The organism is Pseudomonas sp. JV414, assembly GCF_032424305.1.
Classification (GTDB): Bacteria; Pseudomonadota; Gammaproteobacteria; order Pseudomonadales; family Pseudomonadaceae; genus Aquipseudomonas; species Aquipseudomonas lini.
The window spans coordinates 114,250-139,799 of sequence record NZ_VYKC01000016.1 but is presented as its reverse complement, the minus strand read 5'-3'; the positions used below and the strand labels follow the sequence as shown (position 1 = coordinate 139,799).

Genomic DNA, 25,550 nt, shown 5'->3' with positions numbered 1-25,550 from the left:
GTCGCTTTCCTCCATCCGTAGTGGAATCACAGGGTTTTCATGAACTCGATGAGCGCCCGCTTATCGAGTTCCGACAGCTGCGTGCCGTACAGATGGCCGCCGTTGTGGTTGCCCTCCAGACGGGTGTCGTATTTGAAGTCCGCCGAGGCTTTCATCTGCTGGCCACTGGTGACGAAGCCGACTTTGTCCTGGTCATACACATCGGAGCCGGTGAAGAACACCAGTGGTCTCTTTTCCGGTGGTTGCAGCAAGTCCCACAGGGTCGGTACCGAACCGTTATGCAGGTACGGCGCGCGCAACCAGACGCCGTCGGTGGGCGTGTTGCTGTAGCTCTGGGTCTTGCGATAGGCGCCAAAGTCGAACGGTGATTTCTTGAAGCCATGGAAAGCCGTCACCAAACCTGTGGTGAACGAGTTCAGCCGATGGGGATCGGTGCCCAGCTCATCAATGCTGGTGGTGACCTGACCGGTGTCGGTGCGGCCGAAATCGTGGCAACCGGCGCAGTTGTTTTCCCAGACCGGTTTGCCCCGGGCGACTTTGGCCTGATCCAGCGTGAACGGCCATGCCGGCGCCTTGTGGCCCAGCAACCAGTTGGTCACTCGGTTGAAGCTGGCCGGCAGCACCGACTCCGGCGTTGCGCCCACAGCCATCGCGGCCGCGTAGTTGCGCTCATGGATGTCGTTGTTGTTGCCGTCCCAGTGCAGGTACAGCGACTCCCGCGGCTTCTGGTTCCAGACTTGCGGCAAGTCGACGGTGCCGATGGTCGAGTCATCCGGAAAGCCGAACACCACCATTTTCGTCGGGTTGAAGGTGTCGGTGCGCCCCGGCCCTTGCGGTGCGCGCAGGCGTTGCCAGGCATAGGCCTGTTTCTGCTTGACCAGCGCGCTCGTGGCCATCGGAATGATCACGTAGCGGTTGTACAAGCGCTCGAAAAACCCGAGCTGGAACTTGCTGTTGATCGCCGTCATCACCGCGTCCGGGGTGAATGTCGGGTCGCTGGCACAATTGTAGGCGAACCACTGGAAGGCCTGCAGTTGCAGGGTATTGGCCGGAGCGGTGGCCACCGGGATGGCGACATCGCTGGTATTGGCCCGGTAGGAGCCGGTGTGACACAGGGCGCAGTTGGGCTCTACGGTCGGGTAGCCGATCTGCCGCTTGGCCATGCCGATCGGCAGGTCCTTGCCGTTCTCGTAGAGGAAACCGAAGACTTCGTAGCCGCCGGGTTTGGGCAGCTTATCCGGGCACATCTGCGGCAATACGGCGAACAGGTAATAGGGAATCCGCGCCTCGATGCCCAGGCCGATGGCGCCGTATTTGTAGTGATCCTCATCGGAGGCGTATTGCTCTTCCGGTACCACCCGCAGCATCTGGTACCAGGTCTCATAGCCGATAAACCCCAACGCCAGCACCACGACCAGTGTGGCAACCTTGAAGCTGTGCCGCTGCCAGCGTCGCGCCCACGCTGCGCGCCACTCATGCCAGCCGTCGCGAAGCAACGCCAAGGGCCGATTGGCCGGCGCGCTGCCCAGGTACAGCAGAACCCCGAGGATCAGGAACATGCTCAGATCACCCAGCAGCATCGGCACAAATACCTGTGCCTGGTTGCTGGTGTTGATCAGGTAGATCCAGAACGCCACGGCGACCAGTCGCGATAGCACGCAGAGCCACGAATGCACGACGTATTTGGGCGCGTTGAAGCCTGACGGCATGTAGAACAGGCTGATCCCCACCAGCAGCATGCCGGCGTTTTCCAGCCACGGATCGGAGAGTTGCGGCGGCATCCCGAGCATCGAGGTCAGCAACGCCGGCGCAAACAGCGCCGGAATCGCGAAGACCATGTTCATCACAATGCCTATCCAGATGAAGCGTTGAAACCAGCGGATGTAACTGTCCATATTTTTCCCCAGATCGTTCCCACGCTCCGCGTGGGAATGCATCCCGTGACGCTCTGCGTCACACAAGCGGACGCAGAGCGTCCATGGCGGCATTCCCACGCGGAGCGTGGGAACGATCACCTAGCCGAGGGCCGTTTTCTCCAGGTGTTGCAGGATGATCGGGTACACATCGACCACCGCATTCTTGCCGAACATGCAGTCGATATGCCCGTAACCCGGCACTACATGCCGGCTGTAGCGCTCCGGCCCATGGGCTTTGCACACGCGCTCATAGGTCTTGAGCGTGCTTTCCGGCAGGTAGCACTGGTTGTCTTCGCCGCTGATGAAGCAGATCGGCATGGTCAGCCGGTCGAAGTGCGGCATGTAGACGTCCTGGCCCTTGAAGTCCACCAGATGGCCTTTGCGCAGGATCAACGCCAAGTGCTCGAAGGTCTGCATGTTCGATTCGCCGAACAGCTCATGCAGGTTGTCATGCAGGGTCTCGTTGAGCGTGTCATGCCGGTACAGCGACGCGTACATGAAGGTGATGCGATGGCACACCGGGTTGGTGCAGTAGCCCTGAGCCTCGATGCGGGCATACCCGTTGAGGGCCTTGTCGTAGAGCTTGTTGAACCAGCTCTCCTTGTTGTCGGCATACGCGGTGAGGGATTTGATGCCGATGGCGTCAAGCATCCCCGGAAGGTGCAGACCTGCCTTGAGCCCGGTTGCCGTGGCGACCACCGTATCCGCCGCGATCTGCGAACACACCACCGAACGCACGCCCTGCAATCCGGCCAGCAACGACATGAAGAAGGTGGTCGCCCCGTAGCAATGCACCACGCATTGCACGTCCGCGGCCTTGGTTGCTTGCTGGATCTGCGCGATGGCGGCCTTGAAGTCGTATTGCGCAATCTGATCGCCGTTCCATTCCTTCTTGCTCGCGGGCAATAGAATGCTCACCCGCAAATCCAGCAGCCAGACGTCGTACTCGTGCTTGCACAGGTACTCCAGCAGGTTGGTCTGGATGGTGTCGGTGGAGAAAATATTCGAGCCTACGCCCAAACCGTGGACCAGCATCACCGGCCCTTTGCTGCCGCCCTGATAGCGGGTCAGGCGTAGCTGTACGTTGTCTTCGGTCTGGAAGAACTGCACGCTCGGGATCGGCGCATCCAATGGGCGTTTCTGCCGCGGCGGTGCGTCAGGGTTGAAGTAGATGTCACCCGCGAACACGCCGCCGTAGCTCTCCCACAAGATGCCGGCGAAGAACTTGCCGAACCGCGCCAGCCCATCGATACGCTCGCGTTCGTTGCGGGCATTGAGCACCTTCATGGTGGTCATCTGCTTGGCGAAATCGACTGGATGGATGTGCATCACACCCGAACCCATCACCTCGCCGGTCTTGTCCGACCCGCGATACAGCGTTACGTAGAGGGTGCTGGTGTCGTGCCAGACGTTCAGCACGCCGTTGTCTTCGGGCACGGTTTTGAACGCGCTGAAGTAATAATCGCTGCCGTCCTCGGCGGTCAGTTTCATGTCGTAATTCATGTGCCGCACGCCGACTTGTTCCTGATACTCCTCGAACAGGTTGAACACGCCATTGCTGGCGGTGAGCGGCTCCGGCGACAGGCCCGGCGCATCGAGCGTGCCGACCAGCGTCGCGGCGTGTTCCGGCTCCTTGATCATGCGGTTGAGGTCGTTGGCGGTGATGGTCAGGGTGAACTCGATCGGCGAGTTATCCGACTCGCCGCGTTTGGCCGCCGCCTCGTAGAGTTTGAGATCGGTGCCTTGAGGCTGGGTGAAGTCCTTGGAGAAATAGCCCTTCATGGTCTCGGTGAACTGCACGCCAAGGGTTGGCGGCGCCACCTGTTTGCGCGGCGCAGAGGGCAACGTGTAATCGATATGCCAACCGCGATCGGCCGCCAGCAGGCCCATGTTGCGCTCGCTCACGGCGGAGATGGTCAGCAGCGGATTGACCGCCAGGGAAGTCGGAATCACCGCGCCGTCGGTCACGTACAACCCGGCATAGACATTGGTGCCACTGGCGCTGCTGAATACCTGTCCCTTGTGGTTGACCACGCCCTGTTCCGCGTCCTCGCCCATCACACAACCGCCCAACGGGTGGACGGAAACGATGCTGTGTTTGAGCAGCTCGGTCCAGATCGGGTTCTCGACCCAGATCCCGCCTAATGCCTTGGTGCTCTGGTGCAGACGCTCGTTACCGAGTTTGACGTTTTCCTGCTCGCCAACACCCGGCCAGTCGATGCGCAGCTGATCCTTGCTGTCGAGCACCATGCGACCCTTGCCGTCATCGTGACTCATGATCAGGTAGGTCTGCATGTTGTGCAGGGCGCCGTGATACGGGCCACGCAGGAAGCTTTCGGTTTCGCGCTCGGCGTACTTGAGCTTGCCGCTGAAGCTGTCATCGGTGGGTTTGCCGATCAACCCGGCGAACGCGGCCATGCTCGGCACCATGGGTCGGCCGAGCGCGCCGGGGATAGAACCTTCTTCGATGACCATGCGGCTGCGCCAGTCGCCTTCGGTGCGCATGTCGATGATCGAGGTGATGCACGGGCCGACCGGTTTCATTTCACTGGCCGGATGCGCGCCGAAACCGATGCCGTTGATCGCTTGGTCGCAGTTATGGCCAAAGCCGAGAATGTCGCCGTTGCCGCTCATGTTCTCGCCGAGCTGATTGGACGTCGACAGACCTTTGTCCCGAGAACGCAGGAGGATTTCGGTGGAACCCAAAGTACCCGCCGAAACCACGACGACGTCAGCCTTGACGAATAGCGTCGGTGCCGAGAACTTCTCGCGGCCGCTGTCCAGGTATTGGAAATGCACAATCCAGCCGTCGCCGTCGGCGTCACGCTCCAGATGCCGCACCTCGGCCTGGCAGAAAATTTCCGCGCCGTGGTTCCAGGCATCCGGCAGGTAATTCATCAGCGTGGTGTTCTTGGCCTTGTTGTTACAGCCCGACACGCAGTCGCCGCAGTGGTTGCACGGTAATTGCTCGACGCCGACGTGGTTGAGGTTGTTCGGCAGTTTGTCGAAGGTCACGTTGATCGGCGGCTTGTAGAAGTGCGCGCCTTGCTTGAGGTAGTCCGCGGATTTTTTGTTGGCTTCCAGTTTCGGCAACACCGGCGACGTGCCTGGGTAAGGATTGGGCTTGAGCATCTCCCGAGCCCGGGCGTATCCATCCTTGAGCAACGTGTCGCGGTGTTCACGCACCGCCAACGGCCAACGTGGATCGTCGAACACGCCGGGCTCCGGTTCCAGCGCAACGTTGGCGTTGATCAGCGACGTGCCGCCCAGGCCGCAACCGACCACCACGTTCTGCTGGGCATTGACGTGCAGGTCGAACAACCCGGTGCGCGAACCGATGTGCCCATCCGGGTCATGGACTTGCAGTTCTTCAGTGGCCGCCAGCATCGTATTGGGGTATTCGCCGGGCTGTATTTCCCGGCCTCGCTCCAGCAGGCACACCCGCTTGCCGGCCCGGGACAGGCGCGACGCCGCGATCCCGCCGCCATAGCCGGAGCCGATGACGATCACGTCGTAGTGTTCCTTGATGTCGCTGATGGGCGTGGCGATCCGTGTCATGGGTCATTTCCTCTCAGGCAGATGGGCAACTCTGTGGTTGCCTGCAATCGAAAGACGAACAAACGCCTGGTCACCGGGCACGGTCGGGCCTCAATGGCAGCGGCGTTATGGGCAGGGAGCTATAGGCGAGCGCGCTGATTGGCGGCGCGACGGTGAATCCGTTTACGCAGCAAGGTGGCGGGTGTCGGAACACAGGTTATGCAGGGGCTGGGGTGCGAATGTGGCTGCGAGCGATGTGGCTGGCTATCCATCACGCGTTCTCCCTGAACCAGATGTGGATAAGTGACGGCTGTCCTTTGTGCCTGTGAGTGAAGACAGGCGACAGATCGAAGTCAAGGAAGTGCCTTAGAACTGTATGAAATCTGATCTATCGCGTTGTAGCCTATATGGGCTGTGGCTCGTAGGGTTTAGCGAACAAGTTATCCACATCTCCACCCACAGCTATTGGGGACAACTGTGGATGACGGGGCAAATTTATTCACAAAAAACCAAGAAAAACCGTGACTTATCCGGAAGCAGGGTTTTACGCAAGCATTGATCGTTTTTTGATCAGAAGCCTGCAGGCCACGGTTTATATGACGTGCAGAGGATGGCGAACACCTTATCCACAGAAGCGCCAACAGACTTTGGGGGCAACTTTGCAGGTTCTGTGGAAAACCGCTGAAAGCCGCGAAAATTCAGGGTTTGCGGAAGAATCAGGGGAAGAAAAGGGTCAATTGAGCATTATTTGATCAACTCACTGAAAGCCCCGGTTTATATAGCCTGTAGCTGACAGCGAACATCTTATCCACAGAAGCGCCAACAGAGATTGGGGGCAAGTATCGGCTCATGAGCGACGTTGTTCTGTGGAAAAAGCTCGAAAAAACCGTGGCTTAGGTTGGGTGTTTTTTGTACTGAGGGCTGGAGGGCTTGATGGGCATGGGGTGTAGCGAGGCGCGAACATGTTATCCACAGAAGCGCTAACAGGGATTGTGGGTAACGTTGATGTGCACATAATCAGTGTTCGACACTGAACCCATGTGAGAGCGGGCTTGCTCGCGAAGGCTGACTGGCATTCAAAATCGATGTCGACTGACCCGCCGCTTTCGCGAGCAAGCCCGCTCCCACACGAACAGGGCTCAGCCTTAAGGCCGATACATCAAATAGGCTTCCCCCGTGACCCGAATCATTGGGTGGGGCGTGATCTGGCAGGTATCGACGATCCGGAAGCCATGGCGCTCATAAAACCGCCGGGCGCCGGTGTTCACCGCATAGTCGATCAGGCTCAAGCCGTTGAGCCCCAACCGGTTGGCACGGTCGTAGGCGTAGGCGAGGAATTGCTTGCCCAACCCCTGATTGCGCCAGCCCTCATGCAGGGCCAGGCTCGAAATATAAAGGGTATCGGGGATTTCCATCGTCGCATACGGCGCCAGGACCGGATCGGTCACGGGAGCGGCCTGCGGATCGTGGCGCATCGCGTAGCTGTGCAGCATGCCGATGACCTTTCCCTCGGCCTGCGCGATCAGGCAGTTCTGATAAGAGAAATCAACGTCTTCACGTGCGTAACGACTGGCACCGACCTCCAGCAAGTCCTGGCCAGGCTGCGCCAGTTGGCTCCAGATGTAATCCGCCGCACCTTCTGAGGAAATCTGAAACAAGCGAGCAATCTCCCGCGCATCCGCGCGCAGGGCCGAACGAAACTCAACTGCCATTTACCGGGCTCCACAGGACCGTTAGCGAACCACGCCTTCTTCAATCAGCAACTTGAGAATGGCTTCGGCGCCCGCCTGCGCGGTGACGCCCTTGAGCACTTGCCCGCCTCCGCCACTGGCCTTGGCCGTCGCGGCCTTCATGCGGTCTGCACCGCTCTTGGCCTTGATCACTTTCAAGCGTTTTGGCCGTGGCTTGGCCGGTTGCAGCGTGGCCACCGCCAGCAGTTCATCGTCGATCACTTCGACTTCATCCGCCTGCAACACCCCGCGCCGCGCTGGACCGTAGGCGCTCTGCCGAGGCTTGGGTGCCGCGTTATCCACAGTCGCCAGAAATGGCAGGCGCACTTTCAAGCGACGACGCTGCCCGCGCGGCAAGGCCTGCAGCACCAGCGCCGAACCACCATCGATGGATTCGACCTGCGCCAACCCCACCACCAGTGGCCAGCCAAGGCTTTCCGCCAGCAGGAACGGCAACATGCCCGAACCTTCACCGGTTTCCGCCTGGCTGCCGGTCAGCACCACTTGTGCCCCGGCATCGCGCAGATACGCGGTCAACGCCGGCAGCGCATCAGCACCTTCCGGTTGCTCCAGCACATGCAGCTGTTCCAGGCCCATGCCCAGATAAGCGCGCAGTGCCGGTTCCGCGACGTCGCCGGCATGCAGCACTTGCAGGTTATCCCCAGCCAGTTGCAAACCCAGTTCAACCGCCCGCGCATCCTGCTCGGCGCGGCGTGGCCGGCCGGAGGTCGGGTGGGCACCGATGGACACCAGACTGATGATTTTCGTGCTCATAACCCTTTCCTTCCCTTAAGCCGCATCGCGCTTGGCTTCATTGCGGTAAGCCTCTACCGCATCGATCAAGGCTTGAAGAATCTCGGCGCTCTCGCCGATCACCGACAGGTCGGCCCGTTTGATCATGTCGCAGCCAGGATCGAGGTTGATCGCCACCACCTTGTCGCAGGCACCGATGCCTTGCAGGTGCTGGATTGCCCCGGAGATACCCACCGCCACGTAAACCCGTGCCGTGACCCAGGTGCCAGACGCACCGACCTGACGGTCGCGTGCCATGAAACCATCGTCCACCGCCACCCGCGATGCACCTTCGGTCGCGCCCAACGCCTCGGCCGTCCTGTGGAAAAGTCCCCAGTCCTTGACCCCGTTACCGCCGGAGAAGATGAACTCGGCTTCGGCCATCGGAATCGCCGCCGGATCCACCGCCACCGCGCCCAGATCTTCGATCCGCGACAGGCTGCGAGCGACCGCTGTGGATAACTCCACCGGCAAGGCCTCATGACGGGTTTCGCTGACCGGTTCAGCGCATTCGGCCGCAGCCAGAATCAAGCGAGCGACCGGACGTGCAAGGTCTTGCAAACCAGCACCGGCGCGGCCGATGCACTCCTGATCCTTGACCTGCCAGACCCGCGTGGCCGGGCGTTCGCCCAATGCGGCGGCAAAGCGTCGACCGAGTTCGCCACCACCGCTGCGACTGTCCGGCAGCAACCAGTGACGAGGGCTGAACTGGTTATCCACAGCCCGCAGGCCCTGGACTCGTTGTTCCGGTGCATAACCGCTGAATTCGTCGCCCTCAAGCACCAGCAAGCGATCCACGCCAGCCGTGGCGAAGGCGTTTTCCTTGTGCTCACCGAAGACCACGGCCAGTACCGCGCCGTCCTTGCCGGCCAACTGATGAGCCAGGCCGAGCAAGTCGCGGTCGTGGCTGCTCAAGCGGCCGCCGACCATGTCCGGCACCACGCTGATGTAGAACGCAGGTGCAGCCACTTGATGCAGCGGCAATTGCACTTCAACCGCGGCCGAGCGTTTAGTCGCCCCGCCCTGCTGAGCGCCGCTGCGGTCGATTCGTTTGATGCCGTTGGGGCCGATAAAACCGATCCCGTGAGGATTCTTGCGGATGAGACCGTTAGGCCCCATCCAGCTGTGTTGCGCCGGTTGCATAGCCGCGTGCAGCGGGTGCAAGCGGTTGCGGGCGATCCATTCGGCGCGTGGGTCGCGGCGGATAATGTCGCTCATTAATGCACCTCCGCAGGTTCACGTTTGGCCGGTGCCGATGGCTTTCCCGGCGTTGCGTCTTCGAGCAACGCATCGGCTACCAGTTCGGCGATGTCCTTGATCATTGGACGCGGTTCGACCACGCCTTCGAGCATCGCAGTGCACTGTGGACAACCCACGGCCACCAGTTCGGCACCGGTTTCGCGGATGTCTTCCATGCGCATGTCGGGAATCCGCTGCTTGCCCGGAATGTCGGTGATCGGTGCACCGCCACCGCCGCCGCAGCAGCGTGAACGGAAACCTGAGCGTTGCATCTCTTTCACTTCAATCCCGAGTGCGCGCAGCACTTCACGCGGCGCCTCGTATTCGCCGTTGTAGCGACCGAGGTAGCACGGGTCGTGATAGGTCACGCTGCTGCCTTTGTGCTGGCCGAGGTTCAGGGCGCCTTCGCCAATAATCTCTGCCATGTAAGTGCTGTGGTGCTGCACGAGGTAGTTGCCGTCGAAGGCGCCGTACTCGTTTTTCAGCACGTGGAAACTGTGCGGGTCGCACGTGACGATGCGGTTGAAGCTGTACTTGGCCAGGGTCTGGATGTTGCGTTTGGCCAACAGCTGGAAGGTCGCTTCGTCGCCCAAGCGTCGGGCCACGTCACCGCTGTCGCGCTCTTCAAGACCCAGCACCGCGAAGTCGACCTTGGCCGCTTTCAGCACTTTGACGAAGGCGCGCAGGGTGCGCTGGTTGCGCATGTCGAAGGCACCGTCGCCGACCCAGAACAGCACGTCGGTGGATTTCTTCTCGCTGAGCAGGTTCAGGTTCAAATCCGCCGCCCAGTTCATCCGCCCGCCCGGCGCGAAGCCGCCAGGGTTATCGGTGGCGATCAGGTTTTCCAGGACTTCGGCGCCCTTGTTCGGGGTCGCGCCTTTTTCCAGAGTCAGATGGCGACGCATGTCGACGATGGCGTCGACGTGCTCGATCATCATCGGGCATTCCTCGACGCAGGCACGGCAAGTGGTGCAGGACCACAGGGTTTCAGCGTCCACCAGACCGTTGACGATCGGTTGATGCGGATTGCCACCGTGTTCGCCAATTGCTTTGCCCGGATACGGACTGCCAGCGAACTTGGCATCGGTACCGCCAGCCAGGCCAACGACCATGTCCTGAATCAGTTTTTTCGGGTTCAGCGGCTGGCCGGCGGCGAACGCCGGGCACGCGGCTTCACATTTACCGCACTGCACGCAGGCGTCAAAGCCGAGCAGTTGGTTCCAGGTGAAATCCTTGGGTTTTTCCACGCCCAGCGGAGCGTTCGGGTCATTCAGGTCCAGCGGTTTCAAACCGGTGGAACGACCGCCACCAAAACGTTCGGCGCGACGGTGCCAGGCCAGGTGCAAGGCACCGGCGAAGGCGTGCTTCATCGGCCCGCCCCAGGTCATGCCGAAGAACAGTTCGCTAACGCCCCACAGCACGCCGACGCCGAGGATCGCAGCCACCACCCAACCACCGAAGTTTTCCGGAAGGATGCCGGCAACCGGCAGGGTCAGCAGGAAGAACGACGCCGAGAACGCCATCAGGCTTTTCGGCAAGCGCATCCACGGGCCTTTGGACAAGCGGGCCGGTGGGTTGCGACGGCGCAGGAACATAAAGATCGCGCCGACAAACATCACCGCCGACATCAGCAGCAGTGCATAACCGAGGATGCGGTTATGCAGGCCAAAGCCATGCACCAGAATCGCCAGCACAATGGACGCCACTGCACCGCCGGCCGTGGCGACGTGGGTGTTGGCGATGTATTTGTCCCGCGCGACGACGTGGTGCAAATCGACCATGTAGCGTTTGGGCATGGCGAACAGACCGCCGATCAGGTCGACTTTCGAAGCCCGGCCCTGACGCCACATAGCCACCCGCCGCAACGCGCCCAGGACAGCCAGGCCCAAGGCAGCGAACAACAGGATTGGAAGAAGGGTGTTCAACATGTGGAGCTCCCAAAGACCGCAGGGTCTTGCAGGCCAAACTACCTGGATGCCTTGCCCGAATCCCTGTAGGAGCGAGGCTTGCCCGCGAAGGCGATGGATCAGACGACATCAATGTTGAATGTCAGTCCGCCTTCGCGGGCAAGCCTTGCTCCTACAGGTTATCCACAAGCTCTTAGAAATCCTTGCACAACCGCAACGCGTCATAGATCGCCGCGTGGGTGTTGCGCTGGGCCACACAGTCGCCGATGCGGAACAGCAAGTAGCCGTCGCCCGCCTGGCTCAGCGAAGGCTGAGGCTTGATCGCGAACAAAGCTTCGATGTCCATCTGGCCTTTGTTGCGCGAGCCTTCCTTCATGGCGTAGTAGATTTCTTCGTCCGGACGCACGCCGTTTTCGACGACGACCTGGTCCACCACCCGCTCCTCTTTGGCACCGGTGTATTCGTTTTCCAGTACCGCCACCAGCTTGTCGCCTTCGCGGTAGACCTTCTCCAGCATCATGTCCCCGGTCATGATCACTTCTTTCGGGTACATGCTGCGGTAGTAAGTCGGGAACGACGTACCGCCGATGGCCACGCCCGGTTTGATGTCGTCGGTGACGATCTCGACCTGGCTGCCCTTGTCGGCGAGGAAGTCGGCCGTCGACATCCCGGTGAACTCGCAAATGGTGTCGTAGACCAGCACGTTCTTGCCCGGCGCAACCTTGCCGTCAAGGATGTCCCAGCTGCTGACCACCAAGCCTTCAGCCGCGCCCCAGTGTTCGTTCTGTTCCAGGAACGGATGACCGCCGACGGCGAGCACCACCACGTCCGGACGCAGGTCGAGAATCGTCGCCGCATCCGCCGCCACGCCCAGACGCAGGTCGACTTTCAAACGCGCCAGTTCCAGTTGGAACCAACGAGTGATACCGGCGATCTGGTCCCGTTGTGGAGCTTTCGACGCGGTAGTGATCTGCCCGCCGATGAATTCTTTCTTCTCGAACAGGGTCACGTCGTGGCCACGTTCGGCCGACACGCGAGCCGCTTCCATCCCGGCAGGGCCGGCACCGACCACCACGACTTTGCGCTTCACACCGGTCGATTTCTCGATGATGTGCGGCACGCCCATGTATTCACGGGAGGTCGCGGCGTTCTGGATGCACAACACGTCCAGGCCCTGGTACTGACGGTCGATGCAGTAGTTGGCGCCGACGCATTGTTTGATCTGGTCAACCTGGCCCATCTTGATCTTGGCGATCAGGTGCGGGTCGGCGATGTGGGCGCGGGTCATGCCGACCATGTCGACGTAGCCGCCTTCCAGAATACGGGTCGCCTGGTTTGGATCCTTGATGTTCTGCGCGTGCAAAACCGGAGCCTTCACCACTTCCTTGATACCGGCGGCCAAATGCAGGAATGGCTCCGGTGGATAACTCATGTTCGGAATAACGTTGGCCAAGGTGTTGTGGGTGTCGCAACCCGAGCCCACAACGCCGATGAAGTCGATCATGCCGGTGTCGTCGTAGTACTTGGCGATCTGTTTCATGTCCTCGTGGGACAAACCATCCGGGTGGAATTCATCACCGCACAGACGGATGCCGACGCAGAAGTCCGGACCGACTTCCTTACGCACTGCCTTGATCACTTCCAGGCCGAAACGCATGCGGTTTTCGAAGCTGCCGCCCCATTCATCGGTACGCTTGTTAACCCGCGGGCTCCAGAACTGGTCGATCATGTGCTGGTGCACGGCAGACAATTCGACGCCGTCCAGGCCACCGGCCTTGGCCCGCGCGGCTGCGCTGGCGTAGTTGCCGATCACCCGCCAGATTTCTTCCGGCTCGATGGTTTTGCAGGTCGCACGGTGCACCGGCTCACGGATGCCCGATGGCGAGAGCAAGGTTGGCCAATGCTCGCCATCCCAGCGCGAACGACGACCCATGTGGGTAATCTGGATCATGATCTTGGCGCCATGCTTGTGCATGGCGTCGGCCAGGTTCTGGAAGTGCGGAATGATCCGGTCATCGGCCAGGTTGACCGACTTCCACCAGCCTTGCGGGCTGTCGATGGCCACGCTGGAGGAACCGCCGCAAATCGCCAGGCCGATCCCGCCCTTGGCTTTCTCTTCGTAATACTTGACGTACCGGTCGGTGGTCATGCCGCCGTCGGTGGCGTAGACCTCGGCGTGCGCGGTGCTGAGCACGCGGTTGCGGATGGTCAGTTTGCCGATCTGGATCGGCTGGAACATTGCTTCGAAAGCCATGGCGGGGTCCTCGACTTACAACGGCTTGACGGTGAACAAACCGTCGTCGTGGCCTTCTTCGGAGCCACCGTAGACTTGTTCGGCGACCGTGCGGATCTTGCTGCCGCGAGCGGCCAGGATCTGGTCCATGGCGCCGGCGAACCAGCCAGTGAACATGTAGTCGACCTTGCGCCCGACCTTGCCGTACACGTAGACAAATGCGGAGTGTTCGAGCTTGACGCTGGCGGTGCCTTTGTCGAGGTCGATGTCCTGAATCTTGAACAGGCCCCAGCCGCGTTGCGACAGACGCTTCATGTAATGCTCGAACACCGCAACGCCTTCCAGGCCGTGGCATTCAGCTTCTTTTTCACACCAGTGCCAGGCGGACTTGTAGCCGGCCTTGTAGAGGATTTCGGCGTAGGCTTCGGCGCCCAGCACTTCCTCGATGCCCATGTGGTTGTTGACGAAGAAATGGCGCGGCACATACAGCATCGGCAGGGCGTCGGAAGTCCAGATACCGGTTTCGCTGTCGACTTCGATTGGCAATTGCGGGGCGATCTTGGCCATGGAAACTTAACTCCAGAAAATTCGTTGTGTTGCCCCCGGCACGGACGGCCGGGGGAAAGGATTCAGAGATGCGGTGGCTTATTCGCCCCAAACGTCTTTGAGGACGTTGACCCAGTTCTCGCCCATGATCTTGCGCACCACCCGCTCGGAATGGCCGCGTTTGAGCAGGGTCTCGGTCAGGTTCGGGAACTCGCCCACGGTGCGGATGCCCAGCGGGTTGATGATCTTGCCGAAGCTGGTCAGACGGCGGGCGTAGCCCTTGTCATGGGTCAGGTATTCGAAGAAGTCCTGGCCATGGCCCTGGGTGAAGTCGGTGCCGATGCCGATGGCGTCTTCGCCGACGATGTTCATGGTGTATTCGATGGCTTCGGCGTAGTCGTCGATGGTCGAATCAATGCCCTTGGCCAGGAATGGCGCGAACATGGTCACACCAACGAAACCGCCGTGATCGGCGATGAACTTCAGCTCTTCGTCGGATTTGTTGCGCGGATGCACTTTCAGACCCGACGGCAGGCAGTGGGAGTAGCAGACCGGCTTCTTGGATTCGAGGATAACTTCTTCGGAGGTTTTCGAGCCGACGTGGGACAGGTCGCACATGACGCCGACACGGTTCATCTCGGCGACGATTTCACGACCGAAACCCGACAGGCCGCCATCGCGCTCGTAGCAACCTGTACCGACCAGGTTTTGGGTGTTGTAGCACATCTGCACGATACCGACGCCGAGCTGCTTGAAGACCTCGACGTAGCCAATCTGGTCTTCAAACGCGTGAGCATTCTGGAAGCCAAAGAGGATGCCGGTCTTGCCCTGCTCCTTGGCCTTGCGGATATCGGCGGTGGTGCGCACCGGAATCACCAGGTCGCTGTTCTCGCGGATCAGCTTCTGGCTGGCGGCGATGTTGTTGACAGTGGCCTGGAAGCCCTCCCACACCGACACGGTGCAGTTGGCCGCGGTCAGACCGCCCTTGCGCATGTCTTCAAACAGCTCGCGGTTCCACTTGGCAATAATCAGCCCGTCGATAACGATGCTGTCGGCGTGCAATTCGGCTGGGCTCATCAGGCTGTCCCCTATTAGCGATTCATGCGCCGAATCGTGTGCCGGCGCTTTGGGGCCAGCATATGCCTGAGGGCCGGGGCAGCCGGGTGCAAAAACGACAGAGGGTTTGCCGAAAGCGTCAATCCGCGACAAAGGGTCGTCAACAGGCGTCATTGCCTACCTATCCAACGCCGCCCGCTTGGGCCAGAATTCGCCGCATCACTGGATGTTTTACTGAATGCATGACTGGATCAAGGGGCGGCGGCGTAATGAAATCTATCTTTCTGGCTTTGGCACTGATAGCGACTGGCGTACAAGCAGCTGAAGAAGCCGACGACAACCCCTGCGACGCCGTCGAAAACGAAATCCAGACCCTGGAATGCTCGGCCTACAGCAGAACCACCGCCGAACAGCTGCTGAGCGACAACTACCAAAGCCTGACCGAGCGCATGCAAACACTTTACGGCAACAACAAGGCGCAACTGACCGACATCACCGCCAAAATCAAAACCGCGCAACAGCAATGGCTGAAAACCCGGGATGCCGATTGCGCAGTGGATGCATTTCCGGCGACCAGCGGTAGCAAAGCGTTCACCATTGCGCAGAACGATTGCGTGGCGCGCATGAGTGACGAGCGGTCGGAGTTTTTGGAGTCGATTGGGCAGGAATAAACACATAAGAATGGAGAATTATTTGATCCCCCACGAAGTAGTGAGCCGCATCGTCGATGGAGCACTCCCTGTTCGCGCCTGGCGCGAACACCTGAACCTTACGCAGCATGAAGTTGCCAAGCGCATGGGCATTTCCCAACCGGCTTTCGCCCAGCAAGAAACGGTCGCCAAGCCCCGCAAGGTGACACGTGAGAAAATTGCCGCGGCATTTGGCATCACTGCCAATCAGCTTGAGCTGTAAGAAACGACCAAGATCGCAGCCTGCAGGCTGCGATCTTTTGTCCTCCCACCGATTTCTGACTTAGCCCCTGTCACTCCAGGAATGGCGATTTATTGAATCGCTGGGGCACCACCATCAAGCTTGGTGCTTGCTCGTATTCATAACCCAACGCTGCAATGTCCATTACCTCGCTGATCTTTCGCGTCCAGGGCTTGAGTGCATCATTGTAATTGTGGCCCTCGGGGCCGTTTGTCAGTGGTGCGTAGTGCGGTGCCCATTGCTCGTTGTCTTGTGCCATCCGGGCCTGCCAGTCAGCCCAGACTTTGTCGACGAAACAATGATGAAGAAAGAACACCGGGTCATCTGGAGAAGTCATCGGTAGCATGTTGCCGCCCACCCAAAGATGAACCCGATTGTGCAACTGGGAACTCGAGGTTTTGACTTGTGGATCGCCTCGCTGCGTGATCCAACCCTCCAGACGGTTTCTGAAACCGCGTACACCATGACCGGAGTCATACGGCGGTGTGTCATACAAACTCTCGCCCATCACTATCTGCAGATCGTCAGGGGTTGGCAGAGAGTTCACCACCAGACCGAACTGCCGCTTTAACCCCGGCTCCGGCAGACCGTCATCAGGGTATGACGGAACGGGCCACTTCCCGTCCTTGAAGGCAAAAGGACCGCTCGCCACCCGCCAGTAGTCGTTCTCCACGCCATTTCCGCCCATGAAGTTGTCCGCCCATACCGGCGAGTTCTGCGGATCGGCAGCGTCCTCTGTCCAGTTCCAGTAAGGGATGGTGATCGAGGGGTCAATGGCCTGAAGATCATCTTCAAATTGAAGCAGGAACGCTCGATGCCAGGGTAGGAATGAAGGCCCTCGATGCGCTCCGTTTCGGTAGTTGGGATCGTTCGGCTCGTGAGGTAGAACTGTGGGCACCATCACCTGATGATGCTGATGCACATACTGATCGTATTTTCCTGATTCCTTGAGCTGGAGGCAGGCTTCGACAAACTGCCGCTTTTCAACATCGGTCAGCGAACGAATATTTTTTCGAAGTTTCATCTGACTCGATCCTTGAGGAATTAAACGGAGCGATCGCCCTGAAGCAGGCATGGTGTCCGGTAAACTTAGTCATGACATGGTTCGGCGTCTACTGTCAGAAATAATAGGTTAACGTCATCTGCCGACTAACGGTCGCAGCTCGGCAGCCGCCACGTTGCGGGATGACTTCACATCTCAAGTACGTCAACATCCGGGGCCAACCGGTTCGCTCATAGGGTCATCAATCCATGAAAATCTGCGGCATCGAAATCAAAGGTAGCGAAGCGATCATCGCCGTGGCCTCGCTCGACGGCCTGGCCCTGAGCCATGTCGAACTGAACACTAAGAAAATCGCCCTCGACGAGGACGAGGAAGCCGCCAACGTCAAAGTCTTCGCCGCTCAGGTGGCGTCGTTTGTTCGCGAGAATTCAATCGACCGGATCGCGATCAAGAAACGCAGCAAGAAAGGCGAGTTCGCCGGTGGGCCGACTACGTTCAAGATTGAGGGGATTTTCCAGCTACTGGAAAATTGCGAGGTGACGCTGCTGTCGCCGCAGACCATCAATGCGCAGAACAAGAAGTTCGATTTTGCACTGCCGGATACGCTGAACAAGTATCAGCATGAGGCTTACAAGGCGGCGTGCTCGGTGTTGATGAAGAAGTAACGACACAAATCCCGTAGGAGCGAGGCTTGCCCGCGAAGAGGCCGGCACATTCAAAATCATTGCTGCCTGACACGACGCCTTCGCGGGCAAGCCTCGCTCCTACAGGGAGGTCGGTTTCAGGCCTTCTGGTTTTGCCGTCGGTCTTCACGCGGGCACCGCTCAAACCGTGCCCGATAACTGCGGGTGAAATACGACGGCGATTCAAACCCGCACGCGATACTCACCTCCAACACACTCATGTTCGTCTGACGCAGCAACTGCCGCGCCTTCTCCAGCCTCAACCGCAGATAAAAATTGCTCGGTGTGTCGTTCAGATGCAGGCGAAACAGGCGTTCGAGCTGACGCCGGGTCACTTTGATCGATTCCGCCAGCGCCAGCGTACTCAGCGGCGGTTCGCTGTGCTGTTCCATCTCCCCGATCACCTGCACCAGCTTCTTGTTGCTGATGCCATAACGCGTGGCGACCTCCATGCGCTGGTGGTCTTTGCGCGGGCGGATGCGCCCGAGTACGAACTGTTCGCTGACCTGGATCGCCAGTTCCGGGCCGTGGGCCTGGCCGATGAGGTCCAGCATCAGGTCAATGGAAGCCGTGCCGCCGGCAGAGGTGATACGCCGACGGTCAATCTCGAATAGCTCCTGAGTGACGCTGAGCTGTGGATAGGACTCCTTGAACGCGTCGATCGCTTCCCAGTGCAGGGTCAGGCGATGGCCGTCGAGCAGGCCGGCTTCGGCGAGGATGAAACTGCCGGTGTCGATGGCGCCGAGGATCACACCTTCGTTATCCAAACGACGCAACCAGTGCTCCAGTGCCGGAGTGGCGAATTTCAGCGGTTCGAAACCGGCGACCACCAGCAACGTCGCGCCTTTCTTCAGGGGTTCCAGCGCCGCATCGGCGTTGACCGACATGCCGTTACTGGCCAGCACCGCCCCGCCATCAGCGCTCAACACATGCCAGCGGTACAGCTCGCCGCGAAAGCGATTGGCGACCCGCAGCGGCTCGATTGCCGAGATGAAACCGATCGCCGAGAAACCCGGCATCAACAAGAAGTAGAAATCCTGGGACATGGAGCGCACTCGATGGCAGGTAGCGAGAGGGCGGGTAGCGTGTGGACGTTGATACGCCACTTGCAACCGGCATTCAAGCGCGCAGGTCGCTGCAGTGCAAGAGCTGGTCGCCGCAGTGCGTTTTTACAGGGGCTCAGCTGCGTAACTTGGCATCACCGGCGCACGAAGACGCCCGGACCCACAATAACGACCTGCCGAGGAACCCGACATGAAACGACTGATCAGCAGCTGTGTTCTTGCACTCAGCGGTACCGCTTTTTTGAGCGCCAGCGTCATGGCGGCCGAACCCGCGTCGTGCCAGAACGTGCGCATGGGCGTAGTGAACTGGACCGATGTGATCGCCACCAGCGCCATGACCCAAGTATTGCTCGACGGCCTCGGCTACAACACCAAACAGACCAGCGCCTCCCAGCAAATCATCTTCGCCGGGATTCGCGACCAGCGCCTGGACTTGTTCCTCGGTTACTGGAACCCGCTGATGACGCAGACCATCACACCGTTTGTCGATGCCAAGCAGGTCAAAGTGCTTGAAGCACCGAGTCTCAAGGATGCTCGCGCCACCCTCGCCGTGCCGACTTACCTCGCCGACAAAGGCCTGAAAACCTTTGCCGACATCGCCAAATTCGAAAAAGAACTGGGCGGCAAAATTTACGGCATCGAGCCTGGCTCGGGCGCCAACACCCAGATCAAGGCGATGATCGCCAAGAACCAGTTTGGCCTGGGCAAGTTCCAGCTGGTCGAGTCCAGCGAAGCCGGCATGCTTGCGGCGGTGGATCGCGCCGTGCGGCGCAAGGAAGCCGTGGTGTTCTTCGGCTGGGCCCCGCACCCGATGAACGTCAACGTGCAAATGACCTACCTCACCGGCAGTGAAGACGCCCTCGGCCCGGACGAAGGCATGGCCACCGTCTGGACCGTCACCGCGCCGAAATACACCGAGCAATGCCCGAACATTGGTCGTTTGCTGAGCAACCTGACCTACACCGCCGAAGACGAGAGCCGGATGATGCAGCCATTGTTGGATCACAAGGACGCTTTCGAATCAGCGAAGCAATGGCTGAAAGATCACCCGCAAGACAAGCAACGCTGGCTCGAAGGCGTGACCACCTTCGATGGCAAACCGGGTGCTGAAAACCTGAAACTGACCAGTAAATAGAACCGAAATGACCCACCGATTCGCAGCCCGATGCGGGCTGCGAGCGGAATTGTCACGCCCTGAGCCACACCCAAAAATCACGCCTGTAAGGAACCGCCTCATGAACCACGACGTCATCATCACCTGCGCACTCACCGGTGCTGGCGACACGACCGCCAGAAGCCCACACGTGCCGGTCACCCCGAAACAAATCGCCGCGGCCGCCGTGGAAGCCGCCAAGGCTGGCGCCACCGTCGTCCACTGCCACGTTCGCGACCCGCAAACCGGCAAGTTCAGCCGTGACGTGGCGCTGTACCGTGAAGTGATGGAGCGCATTCGTGAGGCCGACGTCGACATCATCGTCAACCTCACCGCCGGCATGGGCGGCGACCTGGAAATCGGCGCGGGCGAGAACCCGATGGAGTTCGGCCCGAACACCGACCTGGTCGGCCCGCTGACCCGTCTGGCCCACGTCGAAGAACTGCTGCCGGAAATCTGCACTTTGGATTGCGGCACCCTGAACTTCGGCGATGGCGACACCATTTACGTGTCCACCCCGGCGCAACTGCGCGCTGGCGCCAAACGCATTCAAGAGCTGGGCGTTAAGCCTGAGCTGGAAATCTTCGACACCGGCCACCTGTGGTTTGCCAAGCAGATGATCAAGGAAGGCCTGCTCGATAACCCGCTGTTCCAGTTGTGCCTGGGCATCCCGTGGGGCGCGCCGGCCGACACCACCACCATGAAAGCCATGGTCGACAACCTGCCCGCCGACGCGGTCTGGGCCGGGTTTGGCATCGGTCGCATGCAGATGCCAATGGCGGCGCAAGCGGTGCTGCTCGGCGGCAACGTGCGGGTCGGCCTGGAAGACAACCTGTGGCTGGACAAAGGTGTTTTGGCGACCAACGGCCAACTGGTCGAACGCGCCTCGGAAATTCTCAGCCGCCTCGGCGCCCGCGTTCTGACCCCCGCTGAAGGCCGGGCAAAAATGGGCCTGACCAAGCGCGGTTAAACGAACCTGCACCTAACCCTGTGGGAGCGGGCTTGCCCGCGAAGAGGCCGGTACATCCGCCACATCTCTTGTGACAGGAACGCCGCCATCGCAGGCAAGCCAGCTCCCACAGGTTTCTCGACCAATTTTCAGGACAGCATTCATGAGCTTTATCACTGATATCAAAACCTTCGCCGCGCTGGGCAGCGGTGTTATCGGCAGCGGCTGGGTTTCCCGCGCCCTCGCCCACGGCCTTGATGTGGTGGCCTGGGACCCGGCGCCCGGTGCCGAAGTGGCGTTGCGCAAACGCGTCGCCAATGCCTGGGGCGCACTGGAGAAACAAGGCCTGGCACCCGGCGCGTCGCAGGATCGTCTGCGCTTTGTCGCCACCATCGAAGAATGCGTTCGCGATGCGGATTTCATCCAGGAAAGTGCTCCCGAACGACTGGACCTGAAACTGGAACTGCACAGCAAAATCAGCGCGGCGGCCAAGCCCAATGCCTTGATCGGTTCCAGTACGTCGGGGCTGTTGCCGAGCGAGTTCTACGAGAGTTCGACCCACCCGGAACGCTGCGTGGTCGGGCACCCGTTCAACCCGGTTTACCTGCTGCCATTGGTGGAAGTGGTCGGGGGCAAAAATACTGCGCCAGAAGCGGTGCAAGCGGCGATGAAAGTCTATGAATCCTTAGGCATGCGCCCACTGCATGTGCGCAAGGAAGTACCTGGATTTATCGCCGACCGTTTGCTCGAAGCGTTGTGGCGTGAGGCGTTGCATCTGGTCAACGACGGTGTGGCGACCACCGGTGAAATCGACGATGCGATTCGTTTTGGCGCGGGCCTGCGCTGGTCGTTTATGGGTACTTTTCTGACGTATACCCTGGCGGGCGGCGATGCGGGCATGCGGCACTTCATGGCGCAGTTCGGGCCGGCGTTGCAGTTGCCCTGGACGTATCTGCCGGCACCGTTGCTGACCGACAAATTGATCGATGACGTGGTGGATGGCACCAGCGAGCAGTTGGGCAAGCACAGCATCTCGGCGCTGGAGCGCTATCGTGATGATTGCTTGCTGGCGGTACTGGAAGCGGTGAAGACCACCAAGGCCAAACATGGCATGGCGTTTAGCGAATAAGCCGGCTCACTGATCGTTCCCACGCTCTGCGTGGGAATGCCTCAATGGACGCTCTGCGTCCGCTCTTGGGACGCGGAGCGTCCCGGGCTGCATTCCCACGCGGAGCGTGGGAACGATCATCCCCGATCATGCCTGGAGAGAATCATGCCCACCCTCACCACCTACCAAACCAAAATCATCCCCGACTGGGTCGACTACAACGGCCACCTGCGCGATGCCTTCTACCTGCTGATTTTCAGCTACGCCACCGACGCGCTGATGGATCGGCTGGGCATGGACAGCAACAACCGCGAAGCCAGCGGCAACTCGCTGTTCACCCTCGAACTGCACCTCAACTACCTGCACGAAGTGAAGCTCGGTGCCGACGTCGAGGTGCACACCCAGATCATCGGCCATGACCGTAAACGCCTGCACCTCTACCACAGCCTGCATCTGGTGGGTGGTGACAAGGAGCTGGCAGGCAATGAACAAATGCTGCTGCACGTCGACCTCGCGGGGCCGCGATCCGCACCGTTCAGCGAAGAAACCTTGAGCAAACTGCAAGCCATTGTCGCCGATCAAGCCGACCTGCCCGCACCCGCCTTCATCGGCCGAGTGATCGCTTTACCGCCCGAAAAATAACGAGGAACTCGTCATGAACACCGCCGCCGCTTTTGCCGATTTCCGCACCTACCCGTTGATCAGCGCGTTGACCGCCGTGCACACCCTGGCGGACCGAATTCAAGTGCAATGGGCGGATGGGCGGGTCAGCCCTTTTCATCATCAATGGCTACGGGACAACTGCCCGTGCCCGCAGTGCGTCTACACGGTGACCCGCGAGCAAGTGCTGGAAATCGTCGACGTCGCAGAAAACCTGATCCCCGACAGAGCTCAAATCGATGCCGAAGGTTGCCTGTGTGTCGATTGGCAGGACGGTCACCTCAGCCGCTTCGACCCGGGCTGGCTGCGAGCCCACGCCTATGACGACGAATCCCGCGCCGAACGCCGGGACGCCAAACCGAAAAGCAAGCTGTGGGACAGCCATCTGGAGCTACCGGTGTTCGACTATCAGGCGTTGATGGACGACAACCATGCCTTGCTGCAATGGTTACTGGCGGTGCGCGATATCGGCCTGACCCAGGTTCGCGGTGTACCGACGGAGCCGGGCTCGCTGAAGCTGATCGCCCAGCGGATTTCGTTCATTCGCGAGAGCAATTTCGGCGTGCTGTTCAACGTGCAATCCAAGGCTGACGCCGACAGCAATGCCTACACCGCCTTCAACCTGCCGCTGCACAGCGACCTGCCGACCCGGGAGTTGCAACCGGGGCTGCAATTTCTGCATTGCCTGGTCAATGACGCCGATGGTGGCGAAAGCATTTTCGTCGACGGTTTTGCCATCGCTGAAGCCTTGCGCCATGAAGATCCCGAGGCGTTTCAGGCCTTGTGTGAAATACCCGTGGAGTTTCGCAACAAGGACCGCCATAGCGATTACCGCTGTCTGGCGCCGATCATCGCCCTGGATGCTTTCGGGCAGGTGTCGGAAATCCGCATGGCGAACTTTCTGCGCGGGCCGTTCGATGCTTCAGTCGAACAGATGCCCAAGTTGTATCGCGCTTACCGACGCTTCATTGCGATGACCCGCGAGGCACGGTTCAGGCTGATGCAAAGGCTCAATCCGGGCGACCTGTGGTGCTTCGACAACCGCCGCACCCTCCACGCCCGCAACGCTTTCGACCCCGCCACCGGTGCCCGGCATTTCCAGGGGTGTTATGTCGACCGGGATGAGTTGTTGTCGCGCATTTTGGTGTTGCAAAGATAAACCGCGTCATCGTTCATCGCGGGCAAGCCACGCTCCCACAGATTTGGCGTCGTTCGCCAAATCTGCAGTAACCCCGACCCTGTGGGAGCGCGGCTTGCCCGCGATGGCGTCGGCCCAGACACCCCATTAATCTCTAATTCACAGGCAAAAAAAACCCCGATCAAGCCGTGACAGGATCGGGGCAGAGGTGGGTACTGTTGAGGAGCTGTTGCGCGAGGGTGACCAAACCTTCGTGAAGCCAGCTGAGTCCAGTGTGCCCCCTCTTCTCTCTGGCAAGTTAGCCGAAAACGACATGTTCATAGCCAATGCTGACATTGCGACAAATCGCCCTTGCCGCCACTCCATCCCCCCACCAGAATCGAACCACGACACCGTTCCCTGAAGAAGGATTGCGTCATGATGCACGCCGATTTGATAGACCAGGAAGACCTGTTGGGCCAGCTGAAATCGTTGGGTTTTCAAGTACCGAGTGGCTCTACAGCCGAGCAGGCTTGCGAGTGTGCGGTGCGGGGCTTGAACGATGAGCGAGCGATGACGCTGCGGACCATGGTCAAGCAGATGTACACCAGCAGCGCGACCATCCTGCCGGCCGTGCGCCAGGCGATCGACAAGCAATTGCTGCCCGCGTTGGCGCAGTACCAGCAAAGCCGTAGCGCCTGATGAATCCAATCGCGGGCAAGCCCGCTCCCACAGTGGTTATGCGTCGTTTACACAATTGATGCATCGACACAGAACCTGTGGGAGCGGGCTTGCCCGCGATGAAGGCGCCTCGGTTTAGAGCCTGACGCTAGCAAACGTCGATTCATTGCGCGCCTGGCTCAACGCCGACAGCGGCCCGGACAACGGTGACAGCACCAAGGCCTGCGGCAGCGGCATCATCGCCACTTGTTGCGTGGTGTTGGAACCCACGCGCTCGTCACGCGGCGGAATACCGAAGTATTCGCGGTAGCACTTGGAGAAGTGCGGCGTAGACACGAAACCACATACCGACGCCACTTCGATGATCGACATCGGCGTTTGCTTGAGCAACTGCCGAGCGCGGATCAGGCGCAGTTTCAGGTAGTAACGCGACGGCGAGCAGTGCAGGTATTTCTGGAACAACCGCTCCAGCTGACGACGCGAAACGGCGACGTACACCGCCAGTTCGTCGAGGTCGATCGGCTCTTCGAGGTTGGCTTCCATCAGCGCCACGATTTCCTGCAACTTCGGCTGGTTGGTGCCGAGCATGTGCTTGAGCGGCACGCGCTGGTGATCCTGCTCGTTGCGGATGCGCTCGTAGACGAACATTTCCGAGATCGCGGCCGACAGTTCACGACCGTGATCGCGGCTGATCAGGTGCAGCATCATGTCCAGCGGCGCGGTGCCGCCGGAGCTGGTGAAACGGTTACGGTCGAGGGTGAACAGCCGGGTGCTCATGGCCACCCGCGGGAAAGCTTCCTGCATCGAGGCCAGGCATTCCCAGTGCACGCTGCAATCGAAACCATCCAGCAGACCGGCGCACGCCAGGGCCCAGCTGCCCGTGCAGACCGCGCCAAGACGACGGTGCTGACGCGCCTGGCTTTGCAGCCACGACACGTGTTCACGGGTAACAGTACGCTGAATACCGATGCCGCCGCAGACAATGACAGTGTCCAGGGGGGGCGCTTTGTGCATGGAGGCGTCGGGGGTGATTTGCAGTCCGTCACTGGCCCAGACTTGACCGCCATCGACGGTGAGTGTGGTCCAGCGATACAGCTCGCGGCCGGACAATTGGTTGGCCATGCGCAGGGGTTCTACTGCGGAGGCCAGAGAAATAAGCGTGAAATTGTCCAGCAGCAAAAAGCCGATGGATTGAGGCGCACGGTTCTGGGGTTGAGCCCCGGAGTTGAACGTCGTCATCGCGGTA

At 60.1% G+C, this 25,550-nt stretch carries 21 protein-coding genes and 1 pseudogene; 10 read left to right on the top strand and 12 right to left on the bottom strand.

Going from position 1 to position 25,550, the window contains the following annotated elements; genetic code table 11:
• Positions 1-26: 26 nt before the first annotated feature.
• Positions 27-1,895, bottom strand: a complete 1,869-nt coding sequence (locus F6R97_RS17105) for a hypothetical protein (RefSeq protein WP_038981124.1) — start codon at positions 1,893-1,895, stop codon at positions 27-29.
• A gap of 120 nt (positions 1,896-2,015) precedes the next feature.
• Complete coding sequence (locus F6R97_RS17100) at positions 2,016-5,474, bottom strand: alpha/beta fold hydrolase (RefSeq protein ID WP_315866856.1); 3,459 nt, start codon at positions 5,472-5,474, stop codon at positions 2,016-2,018.
• 500 nt (positions 5,475-5,974) lie between these two features.
• Here F6R97_RS17100 and F6R97_RS17095 point away from each other — a divergent pair, with 500 nt between their 5' ends.
• Positions 5,975-6,205 carry a hypothetical protein gene (locus F6R97_RS17095; RefSeq protein ID WP_151152222.1) on the top strand — a complete coding sequence of 77 codons (231 nt, stop codon included), beginning with the start codon at positions 5,975-5,977 and terminating at the stop codon, positions 6,203-6,205.
• 393 nt (positions 6,206-6,598) lie between these two features.
• Here the strand turns inward: F6R97_RS17095 and F6R97_RS17090 are convergent, their stop codons facing one another.
• From F6R97_RS17090 to F6R97_RS17060, 7 genes are all read right to left on the bottom strand, one after another.
• Positions 6,599-7,165, bottom strand: a complete 567-nt coding sequence (locus F6R97_RS17090; protein WP_030128551.1) for a GNAT family N-acetyltransferase — start codon at positions 7,163-7,165, stop codon at positions 6,599-6,601.
• Positions 7,166-7,186: 21 nt separating this feature from the next.
• Positions 7,187-7,957 (bottom strand): electron transfer flavoprotein subunit beta, encoded by a 771-nt coding sequence (locus F6R97_RS17085; protein ID WP_030128552.1) that lies wholly within the window; start codon positions 7,955-7,957, stop codon positions 7,187-7,189.
• A 15-nt stretch (positions 7,958-7,972) separates the two neighbouring features.
• The gene (locus tag F6R97_RS17080; RefSeq protein WP_038981121.1) at positions 7,973-9,193 is read right to left on the bottom strand and encodes an electron transfer flavoprotein subunit alpha/FixB family protein; all 1,221 of its coding nucleotides are present in this window, start codon (positions 9,191-9,193) and stop codon (positions 7,973-7,975) included.
• Complete coding sequence (gene dgcB / locus F6R97_RS17075) at positions 9,193-11,142, bottom strand: dimethylglycine demethylation protein DgcB (protein ID WP_038981119.1); 1,950 nt, start codon at positions 11,140-11,142, stop codon at positions 9,193-9,195. The genes F6R97_RS17080 and dgcB overlap by 1 nt, the downstream gene beginning before the upstream one ends.
• Before the next feature lie 172 nt (positions 11,143-11,314).
• Positions 11,315-13,375, bottom strand: a complete 2,061-nt coding sequence (gene dgcA / locus F6R97_RS17070; RefSeq protein WP_007907545.1) for a dimethylglycine demethylation protein DgcA — start codon at positions 13,373-13,375, stop codon at positions 11,315-11,317.
• A 15-nt stretch (positions 13,376-13,390) separates the two neighbouring features.
• The gene (locus F6R97_RS17065) at positions 13,391-13,921 is read right to left on the bottom strand and encodes a DUF5943 domain-containing protein (protein WP_038981116.1); all 531 of its coding nucleotides are present in this window, start codon (positions 13,919-13,921) and stop codon (positions 13,391-13,393) included.
• Positions 13,922-13,999: 78 nt separating this feature from the next.
• Positions 14,000-14,977 (bottom strand): dipeptidase, encoded by a 978-nt coding sequence (locus F6R97_RS17060; protein WP_007907542.1) that lies wholly within the window; start codon positions 14,975-14,977, stop codon positions 14,000-14,002.
• Positions 14,978-15,225: 248 nt separating this feature from the next.
• On the opposite strand from F6R97_RS17060, the gene F6R97_RS17055 reads away from it, so the two are divergent.
• On the top strand, positions 15,226-15,627 hold the full coding sequence (locus F6R97_RS17055) for a lysozyme inhibitor LprI family protein (protein ID WP_038981114.1): 402 nt from the start codon (positions 15,226-15,228) through the stop codon (positions 15,625-15,627).
• A 7-nt stretch (positions 15,628-15,634) separates the two neighbouring features.
• Positions 15,635-15,868: pseudogene (locus tag F6R97_RS17050) on the top strand (helix-turn-helix domain-containing protein); the annotation flags it as partial.
• Positions 15,869-15,938: 70 nt separating this feature from the next.
• Here F6R97_RS17050 and F6R97_RS17045 read toward each other — a convergent pair.
• Complete coding sequence (locus F6R97_RS17045) at positions 15,939-16,910, bottom strand: tyrosinase family protein (protein ID WP_048396375.1); 972 nt, start codon at positions 16,908-16,910, stop codon at positions 15,939-15,941.
• Between the two features lie 227 nt (positions 16,911-17,137).
• Here F6R97_RS17045 and F6R97_RS17040 point away from each other — a divergent pair, with 227 nt between their 5' ends.
• Complete coding sequence (locus tag F6R97_RS17040; protein ID WP_315866855.1) at positions 17,138-17,554, top strand: DUF3010 family protein; 417 nt, start codon at positions 17,138-17,140, stop codon at positions 17,552-17,554.
• A 116-nt stretch (positions 17,555-17,670) separates the two neighbouring features.
• On the opposite strand, the gene F6R97_RS17035 is transcribed toward F6R97_RS17040, so the two are convergent.
• On the bottom strand, positions 17,671-18,618 hold the full coding sequence (locus F6R97_RS17035; RefSeq protein WP_315866854.1) for a GlxA family transcriptional regulator: 948 nt from the start codon (positions 18,616-18,618) through the stop codon (positions 17,671-17,673).
• A 208-nt stretch (positions 18,619-18,826) separates the two neighbouring features.
• On the opposite strand from F6R97_RS17035, the gene F6R97_RS17030 reads away from it, so the two are divergent.
• The 6 genes from F6R97_RS17030 to F6R97_RS17005 all read left to right on the top strand — a co-directional run bounded on the left by F6R97_RS17030 (position 18,827) and on the right by F6R97_RS17005 (position 24,325).
• Positions 18,827-19,771 carry a choline ABC transporter substrate-binding protein gene (locus F6R97_RS17030; RefSeq protein ID WP_315866853.1) on the top strand — a complete coding sequence of 315 codons (945 nt, stop codon included), beginning with the start codon at positions 18,827-18,829 and terminating at the stop codon, positions 19,769-19,771.
• Between the two features lie 100 nt (positions 19,772-19,871).
• A complete protein-coding gene (locus tag F6R97_RS17025; protein WP_007907535.1) occupies positions 19,872-20,759 on the top strand; it encodes a 3-keto-5-aminohexanoate cleavage protein in 888 nt (295 codons plus the stop codon).
• Between the two features lie 142 nt (positions 20,760-20,901).
• On the top strand, positions 20,902-21,867 hold the full coding sequence (locus F6R97_RS17020; protein WP_315866852.1) for an L-carnitine dehydrogenase: 966 nt from the start codon (positions 20,902-20,904) through the stop codon (positions 21,865-21,867).
• Between the two features lie 144 nt (positions 21,868-22,011).
• A complete protein-coding gene (locus F6R97_RS17015; RefSeq protein WP_038981104.1) occupies positions 22,012-22,488 on the top strand; it encodes a thioesterase family protein in 477 nt (158 codons plus the stop codon).
• A 13-nt stretch (positions 22,489-22,501) separates the two neighbouring features.
• Complete coding sequence (locus tag F6R97_RS17010) at positions 22,502-23,665, top strand: gamma-butyrobetaine dioxygenase (RefSeq protein WP_315866851.1); 1,164 nt, start codon at positions 22,502-22,504, stop codon at positions 23,663-23,665.
• A gap of 396 nt (positions 23,666-24,061) precedes the next feature.
• On the top strand, positions 24,062-24,325 hold the full coding sequence (locus tag F6R97_RS17005) for a hypothetical protein (RefSeq protein ID WP_038981102.1): 264 nt from the start codon (positions 24,062-24,064) through the stop codon (positions 24,323-24,325).
• A gap of 114 nt (positions 24,326-24,439) precedes the next feature.
• On the opposite strand, the gene F6R97_RS17000 is transcribed toward F6R97_RS17005, so the two are convergent.
• Complete coding sequence (locus F6R97_RS17000) at positions 24,440-25,543, bottom strand: GlxA family transcriptional regulator (RefSeq protein ID WP_008072536.1); 1,104 nt, start codon at positions 25,541-25,543, stop codon at positions 24,440-24,442.
• Positions 25,544-25,550: the final 7 nt, after the last annotated feature.

Excerpts from the sequence above, each read along its gene's own strand:
- F6R97_RS17045 (WP_048396375.1), bottom strand. The coding sequence starts at position 16,910 with ATGAAACTTCGAAAAAATATTCGTTCGCTGACCGATGTTGAAAAGCGG.
- F6R97_RS17105 (WP_038981124.1), bottom strand. The coding sequence starts at position 1,895 with ATGGACAGTTACATCCGCTGGTTTCAACGCTTCATCTGGATAGGCATT.
- F6R97_RS17025 (WP_007907535.1), top strand. The coding sequence starts at position 19,872 with ATGAACCACGACGTCATCATCACCTGCGCACTCACCGGTGCTGGCGAC.
- dgcB (WP_038981119.1), bottom strand. The coding sequence starts at position 11,142 with ATGTTGAACACCCTTCTTCCAATCCTGTTGTTCGCTGCCTTGGGCCTG.
- F6R97_RS17040 (WP_315866855.1), top strand. The coding sequence starts at position 17,138 with ATGAAAATCTGCGGCATCGAAATCAAAGGTAGCGAAGCGATCATCGCC.
- F6R97_RS17035 (WP_315866854.1), bottom strand. The coding sequence starts at position 18,618 with ATGTCCCAGGATTTCTACTTCTTGTTGATGCCGGGTTTCTCGGCGATC.
- dgcA (WP_007907545.1), bottom strand. The coding sequence starts at position 13,375 with ATGGCTTTCGAAGCAATGTTCCAGCCGATCCAGATCGGCAAACTGACC.
- F6R97_RS17080 (WP_038981121.1), bottom strand. The coding sequence starts at position 9,193 with ATGAGCGACATTATCCGCCGCGACCCACGCGCCGAATGGATCGCCCGC.
- F6R97_RS17055 (WP_038981114.1), top strand. The coding sequence starts at position 15,226 with ATGAAATCTATCTTTCTGGCTTTGGCACTGATAGCGACTGGCGTACAA.
- F6R97_RS17065 (WP_038981116.1), bottom strand. The coding sequence starts at position 13,921 with ATGGCCAAGATCGCCCCGCAATTGCCAATCGAAGTCGACAGCGAAACC.
- F6R97_RS17085 (WP_030128552.1), bottom strand. The coding sequence starts at position 7,957 with ATGAGCACGAAAATCATCAGTCTGGTGTCCATCGGTGCCCACCCGACC.
- F6R97_RS17015 (WP_038981104.1), top strand. The coding sequence starts at position 22,012 with ATGCCCACCCTCACCACCTACCAAACCAAAATCATCCCCGACTGGGTC.
- F6R97_RS17020 (WP_315866852.1), top strand. The coding sequence starts at position 20,902 with ATGAGCTTTATCACTGATATCAAAACCTTCGCCGCGCTGGGCAGCGGT.
- F6R97_RS17010 (WP_315866851.1), top strand. The coding sequence starts at position 22,502 with ATGAACACCGCCGCCGCTTTTGCCGATTTCCGCACCTACCCGTTGATC.
- F6R97_RS17000 (WP_008072536.1), bottom strand. The coding sequence starts at position 25,543 with ATGACGACGTTCAACTCCGGGGCTCAACCCCAGAACCGTGCGCCTCAA.
- F6R97_RS17005 (WP_038981102.1), top strand. The coding sequence starts at position 24,062 with ATGATGCACGCCGATTTGATAGACCAGGAAGACCTGTTGGGCCAGCTG.
- F6R97_RS17090 (WP_030128551.1), bottom strand. The coding sequence starts at position 7,165 with ATGGCAGTTGAGTTTCGTTCGGCCCTGCGCGCGGATGCGCGGGAGATT.
- F6R97_RS17060 (WP_007907542.1), bottom strand. The coding sequence starts at position 14,977 with ATGAGCCCAGCCGAATTGCACGCCGACAGCATCGTTATCGACGGGCTG.
- F6R97_RS17030 (WP_315866853.1), top strand. The coding sequence starts at position 18,827 with ATGAAACGACTGATCAGCAGCTGTGTTCTTGCACTCAGCGGTACCGCT.
- F6R97_RS17100 (WP_315866856.1), bottom strand. The coding sequence starts at position 5,474 with ATGACACGGATCGCCACGCCCATCAGCGACATCAAGGAACACTACGAC.